General features: G+C 73.4%; 9 protein-coding genes. All 9 read left to right on the top strand.

Features of this window, described 5'->3' with window-relative positions; translation table 11 throughout:
• Nucleotides 1-77 precede the first annotated feature (77 nt).
• The 9 genes from Cco03nite_RS28365 (at nucleotide 78) to Cco03nite_RS28325 (ending at nucleotide 12,985) form a co-directional block, all read left to right on the top strand.
• Nucleotides 78-2,039: an amylo-alpha-1,6-glucosidase gene (locus Cco03nite_RS28365; RefSeq protein ID WP_203695471.1), complete on the top strand. Its 1,962-nt coding sequence runs from the start codon at nucleotides 78-80 to the stop codon at nucleotides 2,037-2,039.
• A gap of 146 nt (nucleotides 2,040-2,185) precedes the next feature.
• Nucleotides 2,186-3,520 carry a glycosyltransferase family 4 protein gene (locus Cco03nite_RS28360; RefSeq protein ID WP_239167728.1) on the top strand — a complete coding sequence of 445 codons (1,335 nt, stop codon included), beginning with the start codon at nucleotides 2,186-2,188 and terminating at the stop codon, nucleotides 3,518-3,520.
• 137 nt (nucleotides 3,521-3,657) lie between these two features.
• Nucleotides 3,658-5,499, top strand: a complete 1,842-nt coding sequence (gene glgB, locus Cco03nite_RS28355; RefSeq protein WP_239167727.1) for a 1,4-alpha-glucan branching protein GlgB — start codon at nucleotides 3,658-3,660, stop codon at nucleotides 5,497-5,499.
• 157 nt (nucleotides 5,500-5,656) lie between these two features.
• A complete protein-coding gene (locus Cco03nite_RS28350; protein ID WP_203695466.1) occupies nucleotides 5,657-7,939 on the top strand; it encodes a sensor histidine kinase in 2,283 nt (760 codons plus the stop codon).
• Nucleotides 7,936-8,340, top strand: a complete 405-nt coding sequence (locus tag Cco03nite_RS28345; protein ID WP_203695464.1) for a roadblock/LC7 domain-containing protein — start codon at nucleotides 7,936-7,938, stop codon at nucleotides 8,338-8,340. The genes Cco03nite_RS28350 and Cco03nite_RS28345 overlap by 4 nt, the downstream gene beginning before the upstream one ends.
• Nucleotides 8,330-8,719, top strand: coding sequence for a DUF742 domain-containing protein (locus tag Cco03nite_RS28340; protein WP_203695462.1), 390 nt, complete (start codon nucleotides 8,330-8,332; stop codon nucleotides 8,717-8,719). Before Cco03nite_RS28345 ends, Cco03nite_RS28340 begins: the two co-directional genes overlap by 11 nt.
• On the top strand, nucleotides 8,712-9,311 hold the full coding sequence (locus Cco03nite_RS28335) for a GTP-binding protein (protein WP_203695460.1): 600 nt from the start codon (nucleotides 8,712-8,714) through the stop codon (nucleotides 9,309-9,311). Before Cco03nite_RS28340 ends, Cco03nite_RS28335 begins: the two co-directional genes overlap by 8 nt.
• A gap of 77 nt (nucleotides 9,312-9,388) precedes the next feature.
• Entirely contained in the window at nucleotides 9,389-11,776 is a 2,388-nt protein-coding gene (locus Cco03nite_RS28330) for a hypothetical protein (RefSeq protein ID WP_203695458.1), read from the top strand.
• Between the two features lie 9 nt (nucleotides 11,777-11,785).
• Nucleotides 11,786-12,985, top strand: a complete 1,200-nt coding sequence (locus Cco03nite_RS28325) for a YibE/F family protein (protein WP_203695456.1) — start codon at nucleotides 11,786-11,788, stop codon at nucleotides 12,983-12,985.
• The last annotated feature ends 43 nt before the right edge of the window (nucleotides 12,986-13,028 follow it).

The following is a 13,028-nucleotide window of genomic DNA, read 5'->3' as shown; positions in this document are numbered from 1 at the left end:
GTTACGGGTCTGCGTAACTTTGGCGGAGTCGCGCGATCACCATCCCGATTGCCCTGATTTTTTGGCAGAGTTGCTGCATGCGATTCGGTACGCAGGTATGTGGTGAGCCGGCCCTCGGCGCGGCGCGGGAGTGGTTGGTGGCCGACGGGCGCGGCGGCTTCGCGATGGGCACGGTCAGCGGGCTGCGCACCCGCCGCTACCACGGGCTGCTGGTGGTCGCCGGGGACACGCCGGCGTCGCGGCACGTCGGCCTCGCGGCTCTCGACCCGGTGGTACGCATGCCCGGCGGCCGCATCGTCCGGCTGGGCGCGCACGAGTGGGCCGACGGCACGCTCGCTCCCCGCGGAGACCTGCTGCTGGAGGAATTCGCCCTGGTCGACGGGCTGCCCCGGTGGCGCTGGCGGATCGGCGCGACGGTCCTGGAACGCACCCTCGCCATGCGCCACGGCTCGTCCTGCGTGGCCGTGGTCGACCGGCTGCTCGGCGGCGGCCCGGTCGAGCTGTCGCTGGAGGCCCTGTGCACCTGGCGTGACCAGCACGGCGAGCGCCGCGCGGGCGATCTGCCGGTGCGGGAGGCCGCGGGCGGCGCGGTCGTCGCCGACGCGTACCGCCTGCGGGGCCGCCTGGCCGGCGGCGGTCACGCGGCGCAGGCTCCGGCCGGGCCGCCCGACACGCGGCCGTGGTCGGAGCGGCAGGCCGACGCCGTCTGGGCTCCGGACGGCGCCTGGCTACTGAACGTGCACCACCGCGTGGAGGCCGCCCGCGGCTACGTGGCGAACGAGGACCTGCTGCTGGCGGGCCGGTTCACCGCGACGCTGGCCGAGCCGGGCGACGCGCTGGAGGTGACCGCGTGGGCCGGTGACCTGGCCGTCGAACCGCCCCCGGCGGCGGAGATCGTGGCGGCCGAGCGCGACCGCCGCCGCGTCCTGACCGCGGGCGCGGCCGACGCGACCGCCGAGCTGACCCTGGCCGCGGACGCGTTCGTGGTCACCACGGCGAACGGGCCGGACGTGGTGGCGGGTTACCCGTGGTTCGGCGCGTGGTCACGGGACACGATGACCTCCTACGAAGGGCTGTTCCTCGTCACCGGACGCGCCGCGCAGGGGCGGGAGCTGCTGCGGGCGTACGCGGCGACGCTGTCGGAGGGCATGCTCGCCAACACGGCCGACGGCGGCGCGGTGGGGCACAACACCGCCGACGCGACGCTGTGGTTCCTGCACGCGATCGACCGGCACGTACGCGCCACCGATGACGACGACCTCGCCGCGGAGCTGGTGCCCGCGCTGGACGAGGTGCTGGCGGCGCACCTGCGCGGCACCCGGTACGGCATCAAGGTCGACGAGAGCGACGGGCTGCTCGTGCAGGGCGTCGACGGGGAGGCGCTGACGTGGATGGACGCCCGCGTCGACGGGATGGGGGTGACCCAGCGGTCGGGCAAGGCCGTCGACATCAACGCGCTGTGGTGCAACGGGCTGGCGGCGCTGGCCGCGCTGCGGGAGCGGGCCGGGCGGCACAGCGACGACGTGCGGCGGCGGCACGCGGTGACGGAGGCGGCGTTCCGGCGGCGCTTTCCCGCACCGGCCGGGCACCTGTATGACGTGATCGATCCGGACGACGCCGCGCTGCGGCCGAACCAGCTGCTGGCCTGGTCGCTGCCGTACGCCCCGATGGAGCCGGACCCGGTGGCGCTGCGCCGGATCACCGACGCCCTGCTCACCCCGCTCGGATTGCGCAGCCTCGACCCGGCCGACCCGGCGTACCGTCCGGTGCACGGCGGCTCGCTGCGCGAGCGCGATCTCGCGTACCACCAGGGCACGGTGTGGCCGTGGCTGATCGGGCCGCTGGCCGACGCGCGGCGCCGGGCCGGGCTGCCGACCCGGGAGGTGTTGACGGGCCTCCTGGCGCACCTGGGTGACTTCGGTCTCGGTTCGGTCAGCGAGACCGCCGACGGGGATGCGCCGCACGGGGCGACGGGCTGCCCGTTCCAGGCGTGGAGCGTGGCCGAGACGTTGCGTGCTCACCTCATGTCTACTGAGTAGTAGCAGAGCGTAACAGACACGAAACACAAGGTCCCCAGCTCGAAATTGGTATCAGTCAGACTTTGTACAACCCCAATGGCGTACGGCACCGAGTGTCCGGTGCCTAGTTCCGTATGCCCGGGAGTCTGCGAGGGGGCCGCATGACCATGAACCTTCCCGTCTCATCAGGTCCGCCGGCGGCAGCGAAGCCGCTCCGGATCATGATGCTTTCCTGGGAATACCCGCCGGTTGTGGTCGGCGGCCTCGGCCGGCACGTGCACGCGCTGGCCAATTCGCTGGTGCTGGCCGGGCACCACGTCACCGTCGTCACCCGGCACGCGCCCGGCGCCCCGCTGGAGGAGTACGCTCCCCCGCCCGCGCCCGGCTTCCAGGGCGTGCGCGTCGTGCGCGCGCCCGAGGACCCGCCGCTGTTCCCGCTGGCCACCCCGACGCTGCTGGCCTGGACGATGGCGTTCAACCACACCCTCACCCGGGCGGCGCTGCGGGCCGCCGAGGCCGACGACTACGACGTGATCCACGGCCACGACTGGCTGGTCACGCACACCGCGGTCACCCTCGCCGAGCACCTCGGCAAGCCGCTGGTCGCCACCATCCACGCCACCGAGGCCGGCCGGCACCAGGGCTGGCTGCCGGAGGACCTGAACAAGAGCATCCACTCCGTCGAGTGGTGGCTGGGCCACCGCGCCTGCCGGGTGCTGGTCTGCTCGGAGTACATGCGCTGGGAGGTCACCCGGCTGCTCAACCTGCCCATCAACAAGGTCGACGTCATCCCCAACGGCGTCGACGGCCGGGTCTGGAAGGCCCCCGCGCAGAAGGTCCGCGAGGCCCGGTCCCGGTTCGCCGGGGACGGCCCGCTGGTCGGCTTCGCCGGGCGACTGGTGTACGAGAAGGGCGTGCAGCACCTGGTCGACGCCGTGCCGCAGCTCGCCGACGAGCACCCGGGCCTGCGGGTGGTCATCGCCGGCGACGGCCCCTACCGGGAGCAGCTGGTCGAGGCCACGCACCAGCTGAAGATCGAGAAGCAGGTCAGCTTCATCGGCTTCCTGTCCGAGCGCGAGCTGCCCGCCGTGCTCGCGGCCACCGACGCCACCGTGGTGCCCTCGCTCTACGAGCCGTTCGGCATGGTCGCCCTGGAGGCGGCCGCGGCCGGCGCGCCGCTGGCCGTCGCCGCCACCGGCGGCCTGGCCGAGATCGTCGAGCCCGGCGTGACCGGCATGACCTTCCCGCACAGCGACCCCGAGGCGCTGGCCGGCGCCGTGGGCACGCTGCTCGCCGAGCCGGTCAAGGCCAAGCAGATCGCCAAGCGCGCACTGACCATGGTGTCCAAGCGGTACGGCTGGCAGACCATCGCCGCCAGCACCGTGCAGACCTACCGCGGCGCCATCGCGCAGGAACCTGCCTTCCAGGTCGAGCGCCTCGCCGAGCAGGCCGGCGGTGAGCGTCCCCAGATCGTCGTCCCTGACGGAAACCTGCTCCGATGAGCGTGCGCGCAGCGGGCCCGGCCGACGGACAGGCCCGCCCCACCCCTACCGCAAGCGAAGCGATGAGCAGCGATGACGGTGCGGATACGGCGTCGGCTCGTTGGTCATCGGGGCAACCGGAACGGCGAGGAGAAGCGATGAACCTGATCAGCGATCTTGATCTTTACCTCATCGGCGAGGGCAGGCACGAGCGGCTCTGGAAGGTGCTCGGGGCCAATCCGGAGCCCGACGGCCAGGGCTGGCGCTTCGCGGTGTGGGCTCCCAACGCCCGCGAGGTGCAGGTCATCGGTGACTTCTCGGGCTGGTGGCCGGGCGACGGCATCGCCATGAGCCCGCAGGGCGGCAGCGGCGTGTGGGCGGCGACGGTGCCGGACGCCGTGGCCGGCCAGCGCTACCGCTACCGGGTGCACGGCGCGGACGGCCGCTGGACCTACCGCGCCGACCCGCTGGCCGTCGCGGCGCAGTGCCCCCCGGAGAACGCCTCGGTGCTGTTCTCCTCCGACTACACCTGGAACGACGAGGCCTGGATGGCCGGGCGAGCCAAGCGCGCCGACCACCACGCCCGGCCGATGTCCACCTACGAGGTGCACCTGGGCTCGTGGCGGCCCGGCCTGTCCTACAAGGAGCTCGCCGACGAGCTGGTCGCGTACGTCACCGACCTGGGCTTCACGCACGTTGAGTTCCTGCCGGTGATGGAGCACCCGTACGGCGGCTCCTGGGGCTACCAGATCACCGGCTTCTACGCCCCGACCGCCCGGTTCGGCGACCCGGACCAGTTCCGCCACCTCGTCGACCGGCTGCACCAGGCCGGCATCGGGGTGCTGCTGGACTGGGTGCCCGCCCACTTCCCCCGGGACGAGTGGGCGCTGGCCCGATTCGACGGCACCCCGCTCTACGAGCACGAGGACCCGCAGCGCGGCGAGCACCCCGACTGGGGCACGCTGGTGTTCAACTACGGCCGGCGCGAGGTGCGCAACTTCCTCATCGCCAACGCCCGCTACTGGTGCGCCGAGTTCCACGTCGACGGCCTGCGCGTGGACGCGGTCGCCTCGATGCTCTACCTCGACTACTCGCGCCAGGACGGGCAGTGGACGCCCAACGTGTACGGCGGCAACACCTACCTGGAGGCGGTGGACTTCCTCCAGGAGCTCAACACCGCCGTGTACGCGGACCAGCCCGGCATCCTCACCATCGCCGAGGAGTCGACGGCCTGGCCGGGCGTCTCCCGCCCGGTCGAGTTCGGCGGCCTGGGCTTCGGCATGAAGTGGAACATGGGCTGGATGCACGACACGCTGGAGTACCTGAAGAAGGACCCGGCGCACCGCAGCTACCACCACGCGCAGCTCACCTGGCCCAGCTGCTACGCCTTCGACGAGCAGTGGGTGCTGCCGCTCAGCCACGACGAGGTGGTGCACGGCAAGCGCTCGCTGCTGGGCAAGCTGCCCGGCGACCGCTGGCAGCGGCTGGCGGGCCTGCGCGGGCTGCTCGGCTACATGTACGCCTTCCCCGGCAAGAAGCTGCTGTTCATGGGCGCGGAGCTGGCCAGCGAGTCGGAGTGGAGCGAGCAGTTCGGGCTGGACTGGGCGCACGCCGACTACCACGGCGACGTTCGCGGGCTGGTGCGCGACCTGAACCGGATCTACCGGGACAGCGCCGCGCTGTGGGCGCGTGACACCGAGCCGGGCGGGTTCAGCTGGATCGACCCGCACGACTCGGGCAGCAACACGGTCTCCTTCGTACGCCACGGCAAGACCTCGAAGAAGCTGCTGGCCTGCGTGGCCAACTTCTCCGGCATCCCGCTGCACGACCACCGGATCAAGCTGCCGCGTACGGGGGCGTGGCTGGAGGTGCTCAACACCGACGCCGAGGTGTACGGCGGCTCCGGGGTCGGCAACATGGGCCGGGTGCGCACCGACGCCGAGGGCAACGCCGTCGTCGCGGTCGGACCGTACGGCGCGGTCTGGTTCGCGCCCGCATAACGATCTACGTCAGCACGTGACCGGCACCGGCATCGGTGCCGGTCATCGTGTTTTCAGCGTCCTACCTGGTGAACTGGCGACACCCGAAAGATGTGCCGGGGCCGTGAGATCAGTAGTATTTCCACGTTTCCCTCGCGCCGTCGCTGATGAGGTCGTTATGCCCCGACGCTTCTTCTCCCAGCAGAGCTGGTCGATCCGGTCGCGGGTGATGCTGCTCCTGCTGGCGCCACTCGTCCCGCTGGTGGGCATGTGGCTGTTCAGCACCACCGTCACGGTCGTCCCGGCCGCGAACCTGCTCGACGTCAAGTCCGGCGTGGACATGTTCGGCACCCCCGCCTACGAACTCGTCAGCGAGCTCCAGGCCGAGCGGGCCCTGTCCATGCGCTTCCTCAGCGGCGGCCCGGACGTGGCGACCGAACTGGATACCCAGCGGGCCGAGACCGACACGGCGCTGGCCGAGTTCCGCCGGCTGACCGGAAGCGACGACGCCGAGTCGGCGGCGAGCGCGCTCACCAGGCAGCACCTGGCCGCGGTCGGCAAGGCGCTGGAGGAGCTGCCGCTGGGCCGGGCCGTGGTGGACACCCGGCAGTACGACCGGGTGCAGATCATGCGGCTGTACAGCGGGATCATCGACAAGACCTTCGGCCTGTACGGCTCGGTATCCGGCCTCGACGACCACGAGCTGAACCGGCAGGCGGGCACGGTCATCGCGCTCACCGAGGCGCGGGAGCTCTACGCCCGCGAGAACGCGCTGATCAGCGCCGCCATCGCGGGCGGCGGCATGTCCGCGGCCGAACGCGCCGAGGCGGTGTCGCTCATCGGCCTGCAGCGGCGCGCGCACGACACGGCGACCCGCTACCTGCACCCCGACGACGCGGTCCACTACACGGCCATCCTGGACAGCGCCGCCTACCTGCGCATGCGGGCCGTCGAGGACCGGCTCGCCGACCTCGGCCGCCCGGCTCCCGCGATCGACGCCAAGCAGTGGTCCGCCGACTACGCCACCGTCGACGGCAAGCTGTACGAGCTGGAGTCGGCCACCGCGTCCCGGACCATCGACGCGACCATGCCCGCGGCCACCGCGATCCTGGTCCGGCTCGGCCTGGCCGGCGGGGCCGGCCTGATCGCCATCGTGGTGCTGGCGCTGGTCTCGTTCCGGGTGGCGCGCTCGATCATCCGCCGCATCAACGCCCTGCGCAGGCAGGCCCTGCACGTCGCCGAGCACAGCCTGCCCGACGTGGTGGCGCGGCTGCGCGCGGGCACGGACGTGGACGTGGACGCCGAGGTGCCGCCGCCGGGCGCGGTCGAAGACGAGCTCAACGAGCTGGAGAACGCGTTCGCCCAGGTGCAGCGCACCGCCGTGGCCTCGGCGGTGCAGGAGGCGACCCTGCGCAACGGGCTCAACCAGGTCTTCCTCAACATCGGCCGGCGCAGCCAGGTGCTGCTGCACCGCCAGCTCGCCCTGCTGGACGCGATGGAGCGGCGGACCACCGACCCGCAGGACCTCGAAGACCTGTACCGCGTCGACCATCTCGGCGCGCGGATGCGCCGGCACGCCGAGGACCTGGTGATCCTGGCCGGGGCGAAGCCGGGCCGGGGCTGGCGGCACCCGGTGCCGCTGCACGACGTGATGCGCTCGGCGGTGTCCGAGGTGGAGGAGTTCACCCGGATCACCGTGGTGCCGCCGCAGGAGCTGGCGCTGCGCGGCCGGGCCGTCAGCGACGTCATCCACCTGCTGGCCGAGCTGCTGGAGAACGCCACCGCGTACTCGCCCCGCGACACCCACGTCACGGTCACCGGCCAGCTGCTGCCCAACGGGTACGCGATGGAGATCGAGGACCGCGGCGTCGGCATGCCCGCGGCGGCCGTGGAGGAGGCCAACCAGCGCCTGGCCGACCCGCCGGACTTCGATCCCGCGCACAGCTCCCGGCTCGGCCTGTTCGTGGTGGCCCGCCTGGCCGCCCGGCACGGCATCCGGGTCACCCTGCGCCCCTCCCCGTACGGCGGGCTCACCGCGGTGGTGCTGCTGCCGCGCGAGCTGGTCGTCGACGGCAACGCGACCACCCCGCCGCAGGCACCCGCCGCCCCGCCCGCGCTGGCCACCCCGATCGCGGCCCTGACCGCGGGCGCCGCGCCGGCACCGGCCGCGCCGGTGCCCGCCGACGTGCTCGAAGGCGGCCCCACGACCGAGGCCGAGCTGCCGGTACGCGCGCCGCAGACCCACCTCGCCGCGCCCCTGCGCGAGGAACCGGTGATCGTGCTCGACGCCGAGCCGGGCGCCGCGTCGCCGGCGCGCCCCGCCGAGCGCACTCGCAGCATCCTGACGTCCCTGCTCGCGGGCGCGCACCGGGGCCGGTCCGCGGCCGCGGTGAGCACCCTCTCCGCCCCTCCCGCTGACACCCCCGCAGCGGCCGAACCGCCTGAGGAGTCGACATCATGAGCAATCCCGCGGGCCTGGACTGGCTGCTCGACGACTTCGTGGACCGCATACCCGCGGCGCTGCGGGCCGTCGTGTTCTCCGTGGACGGGCTGCTGCTCGGCGCGTCCCGCGACCTGTCCCAGGCCGACGCCGACCACATGGCCGCGATCGCGGCCGGCTTCGCCAGCCTGTCGCGCAGCGCCGGCCGGCACTTCAAGGCCGGCCCGGTGCGCCAGGCCGTGATCGAGATGGAGGAGGCCGTCCTGCTCGTCACCGACGCCGGCCAGGGCAGCTGCTTCGCGGTGCTGAGCGACGCCGAGTCCGACATCGGCATGGTGGCGTACGAGATGGCGATGGTCGTCGAGCGCATCGGCCACAGCCTCGGCACGCAGCCGCGGCCCACCTCGACCCATGCCCGCTGACGACGACGATGCGCACGAGTGGCTCGATGCCGACGCCGGGCCGCTGGTGCGGTCGTACGCGGTCACCGGCGGCCGGGCGCGCCCCGGAGCGAGCACGTTCGACCTGCTCACCTATGTCGTGGCGACACCGGCGGGGCAGCGTCGCCACGCCGTCCGCCTGCAACCCGAGCACCGGGCGGTCCTCGCCCTCGCTCAGGAACCCATCTCGGTCGCCGAGCTGTCCTCCCGTGCCGGGTTTGCCCTCGGCGTGGTCCGGGTACTCCTCGCAGACCTATTCGACGAGGGCGCCGTCACTCGTATGGCACCCGCAGTGGCCCCCGGCCACATTCCGGACGACCACATCCTCCAGGCGGTGATCCTTGGCCTCCGTCATGCGTGACGAGCGTGCCCGGTCCATTCCCACGGCGATCAAGATACTGGTCGCCGGGGGCTTCGGCGCGGGCAAGACGACAATGGTGGGCAACGTCAGTGAGATCCTGCCGCTGCACACCGAAGAGGTGCTCACGTCGGCCGGCACCGACTCCGACGACCTGTCCGGGGTGGAGGCCAAGCGCACCACCACGGTCACCATGGACTTCGGCCGGATCACCATCGGCGACAGCGCGGTGCTCTACCTGTTCGGCACACCGGGCCAGGACCGGTTCTGGTTCCTCTGGGACGAGCTGGCGATCGGCGCGCTGGGCGCGGTCGTGCTGGCCGACACCCGGCGGCTGGCGGACAGCTTCCCGTCCATCGACTACTTCGAGCGCCGGGGCATCCCGTTCGTCGTCGCGGTGAACTGCTTCCACGGCCACCAGCCGTTCGGCGTCGACGCGGTGCGCGGGGCGCTGTCGCTCGACCCGGAGGTGCCCGTGGTGATGTGCGACGTGCGGGACCGCCGCTCCGGGCGGGAGGTGCTGGTGACCCTGATCGAGCACGTCCGCGCGATCACGCTCGGCCCCGCGCACACCGCCGTGGCCGGCACGAGCTGACCTGTCGCGCCGTGCCGACTTTTCGGGTGACGTCACAGCCATAGGCGTGACACGCGTGTCGCCGGTACGCTGCGCCGGTGCCGAACGCCGACCGCCTCGCCAGCCGGAGCCTGCCGGCCATCCTGCGCGACGCCGCCGACCTCGCCCTCAAGCAGTGGCGCGGCCTGCTGGTGGCCGCCGCGGCCGCGCTCGTGCCGGCGCTGCTGGCACGCCAGGTCATCGGCTTGTTCGCGCTCAACACCAACGCCACGGTGGTGGACGGGACCTTCACCCCGGTGCCCGCGGCGGCCGCCGGCGGGGCGGGACTGGTCGCGCTCGGGCTCGGCTGGATCGTGGCACTGGTCGCCGGCATCGCGGTGGCGTCCGGCGGGCTGCGCGGCATCCCGGTCGATCCGCGGGCCGCGCTGCTGCTGGCCCTGCGCCGGCTGCCCGCACTGGTGCCGGCCCTGCTGCTGATCGCCGTCGCCGCGGTCGGGCTGCAGGTGCTGACCCTGGTCGCGGTCGCCTTCTTCGACATCGCCCTGCCGCAGGACCTGGCCACGGCGGCCGTCTTCGGCCTCTTCGTGCTGGCACTGGTCGTGCTGGCCAGCAGGCTCCTGTCGCTGCCCGCGATCGTGCTGGGCGACGGCACGGTCTCCTGGCTGCTGCACGCCCACGCGCTCGCCGCGGGCCGGATGCTGACCACCGGCGGCGCGCTGGCGACCGGCGTGGTGGTGGCCCCGGCGCTGGTGGGCATGGGCGCGGCCGCGCTGACGCAGGCGCAGCCGGCGTTCGCCCTGCTCTTCGCCGCGCTGGCCGGGGTCATCGTGCCCGCCGTCCAGGCCGCCGTGCTGGTCACCGTGTATCTGCAACGCCGCCCGGCGGGCAGCCGCGGCGCGGAGGCCGACCTCGATCGTGTCGACCAAACGCTGTCGGCGCTGTCCCCCGCGACCGCAGCCGTCCGCGCGGACCCGGCCGACGCCGCCGCGCCCAGCTCCGCTGACGGCATGGCGTCCACGGTGGAGCCGTCCGCAGCCGTCGACGCTCCGGCCGACGGAGCAGGTGCCCCGGCGACTCACGCGCTGCCCGACCGCACCAGGTCCACGCACACCGCTGCGTTACGGGCCAGAGGCCCGCGGCACGGCGCGGTGCGGCGCACGGGACGTGTCGTCGTGCCCGCCCAGGTGCGCGCTGCGCTCCGCCGCTCCGTCATCGTGCTCCGCCGGTCCCACGCCGCGCTCGGCCGGCCCTGGACCGGCCGTCCCGCGCTGGTCGCGGCGCTGGCTTCGCTGCTGCTGCCGGCGCTGCTCGGGCTGGGCTTCGCGGCGACCGACCCGTGGGACAGCCCGCACGCGAGCCGGCACGGCGTCTCGTGGAGCGGTGAGGTGCTGGCCACGGCCTGGCCGGCGGGCCGCCACCCGGTTGTGGTCACCGACTACGGCCCCCACTGGTGCCTCGACGACGGGTGCCACTCCGTGCGGTCGCGCAGCTCCGAACCGCTGATGCTGGGCGCGCCGATGCCCGCGACGGCGATCACCCCCGACGGCGACGTGGTCTCGGCGGGTATCCGCGGCCGGGAGAGCCAGGCGGTCAAGACCGGCGGCGACGACGCGGTCCAGATGCAGCGCTGCACCGCCCCCTGGGGCCCGGCCACCGCCCGGCCGAAGCCGGGCAGCTGCGAGGACGGCATCACCCGCTGGCACAGCGGCGGCAACGAGGGCCAGGCGCACCTGGCTGTCGCGGCCGGACCCGACGGCTCGGTCGTGGTCGCCACGGCCCGCCCGCTCCAGGTGCGCAGCGGGGCCCGGCCGCGGGTCCAGCTGGCGGTCACCCGCTGCAATACGGTGCACTGCAACCGGCGCTCGCTGGACGTGCTCGGCACGGTCGAGGTCGAGCTGAGCGCGTGGCTGCCCGAGGGCATGGTGGCGGCGCCCGCGTACGCCCCGCTGCTCGAGCTCACCCTCGACGCGTCGGACCGGCCGACGGTGCTGCTGCGCGACCCGGCCGGGCGCCGGGCCTGGCTCGCGACCTGCCCGACGGCCGCCTGCGACACCGCCCGGATCACCGAGATCGGCGCTCCGGAACGCGCCACCGACCAGGCCGTACTGCTGCCGGGCAGCACGCCGCGGCTGGTCGCGGGCGGCGACGCGATCACCTTCCACGCGCCGGTGGCGATCGGCGCGGGCGGCCCCGGCCTGTACGTGCTCGGCACGGAGTCCGATCTGGCCGCCCCGGTGCCGCTGGCCCCCGCCGAGTACGGCACCGGCCAGCTGGTGCTCTGGCACTGCCCGCCCGGCTCGGCCGACCGGGCCCGCCGGGTGGCGCTGCCGCTGCTGACCGGCGACCTGTTCCATGTCGCCCTGGTGACCAGCGGCGACGGCAAGGTCCTGGTGACGTACTCCGACAGTGGCCACCGGTACGCCGTGCTGGTGACCGGACCACCCAACCCGGGCAAAGGCCCCTACTGCGCGGGGTTCGACGGCTAGGTTCGGCTCATGGGGGCCGGACACAGTCACGAGCCTGGTGAGACGCTGCCACCTGCCCCGCCCGACCTGCGCCGCATCGTCACGATGATCATCATTCCGCTGGTCGTGGCGACCCTGATCGGGCTGATCGTGCTGTGGCCCCGCGGGCCGAGCCCGCAGCAGGCGTCGGACACCACGCAGCGGCTGCACGGGGAGATCGTGTCGGCGACGCCCGCCTGCCCGCGCGAGGTCCCGGCCCAGCCCGGCGGCGACTGCGGCACCGCCCAGGTGCGGATCGGCGACCAGGTGGTCGACGCGGTGGTGCCGACCGGGCCGAGCGCGCCCGTGGTCGGCGTCGGCGACGACGTCGTACTGATCGCCTCGGTCGACGCCGAGGGCGGGCAGCGCTACGCGGTGGTCGACCACGACCGGTGGGGCTGGCTGCTGGCGCTGGTCGCGCTGTTCGTGGCCGCGGTGATCGCCTTCGCCCGCTGGCGCGGGGTGGCGAGCCTGGTCGGCCTCGTTGTGAGCTTCGCGGTGCTGCTGGGCTTCATCCTGCCCGCGATCGTGCGCGGCGAGCCCCCGCTGGCGGTCGCGATCGTCGGATCGGCGGCGATCATGTTCGCGGTGATCTACCTGACGCACGGGGTCAGCGTGGGCACCTCGATGGCGCTGCTCGGCACGCTGGCGGCGCTGGTGCTGACCGGCCTGCTCGGCCTGCTCACCACGAACCTGCTGCACCTGACCGGCTCCGGCAGCGACGAGGCCGCCATCCTCGCCAACGTGCTGGCCGGGGTGGACCTGCGCGGCCTGCTGCTGGCCGGCATCATCATCGGCACGCTGGGCGTGCTGGACGACGTCGCGATCACCCAGACGGCCATCGTCGGCGAGCTGTCCCTGGCCGACCCGACGCTGAACGCGCGGCAGCTGTACCGGTCGGCGATCAAGGTGGGCCGGTCCCACGTCGCCTCCGTGGTCAACACCATCATCCTGGCGTACGCCGGCGCGTCGCTGCCGCTGATGCTGCTGCTGGTCACGGCGGGCACCGGCACCCGCGACGTGCTCTCCACGCAGGTCATGGCGGCCGAGATCGTGCGCGGCGTGGTCGGCACCATCGGCCTCATCGCCGCGGTTCCGATCACGACCGCACTGGCCGCCTGGGCGGTCGCCCGTTCGCACCGGCACCGGGCGGACCACCCCCATGCCCATCCCGAACCGGACGCGAGCTGAGCCGTTTCCGGCGTTCGCCCTGATCAGCGGAGCGTTCGGCGTT

It is taken from the genome of Catellatospora coxensis (assembly GCF_016862635.1).
GTDB classification, from domain to species: Bacteria; Actinomycetota; Actinomycetes; order Mycobacteriales; family Micromonosporaceae; genus Catellatospora; species Catellatospora coxensis.
Note: the sequence above shows the minus strand (reverse complement) of the source record. Positions and strands in the feature narration are given on the sequence as shown.

Coding starts and splice junctions, on each gene's coding strand:
- Cco03nite_RS28365 (WP_203695471.1), top strand. CDS start 78: ATGCGATTCGGTACGCAGGTATGTGGTGAGCCGGCCCTCGGCGCGGCG.
- Cco03nite_RS28360 (WP_239167728.1), top strand. CDS start 2,186: ATGAACCTTCCCGTCTCATCAGGTCCGCCGGCGGCAGCGAAGCCGCTC.
- glgB (WP_239167727.1), top strand. CDS start 3,658: ATGAACCTGATCAGCGATCTTGATCTTTACCTCATCGGCGAGGGCAGG.
- Cco03nite_RS28350 (WP_203695466.1), top strand. CDS start 5,657: ATGCCCCGACGCTTCTTCTCCCAGCAGAGCTGGTCGATCCGGTCGCGG.
- Cco03nite_RS28345 (WP_203695464.1), top strand. CDS start 7,936: ATGAGCAATCCCGCGGGCCTGGACTGGCTGCTCGACGACTTCGTGGAC.
- Cco03nite_RS28340 (WP_203695462.1), top strand. CDS start 8,330: ATGCCCGCTGACGACGACGATGCGCACGAGTGGCTCGATGCCGACGCC.
- Cco03nite_RS28335 (WP_203695460.1), top strand. CDS start 8,712: ATGCGTGACGAGCGTGCCCGGTCCATTCCCACGGCGATCAAGATACTG.
- Cco03nite_RS28325 (WP_203695456.1), top strand. CDS start 11,786: ATGGGGGCCGGACACAGTCACGAGCCTGGTGAGACGCTGCCACCTGCC.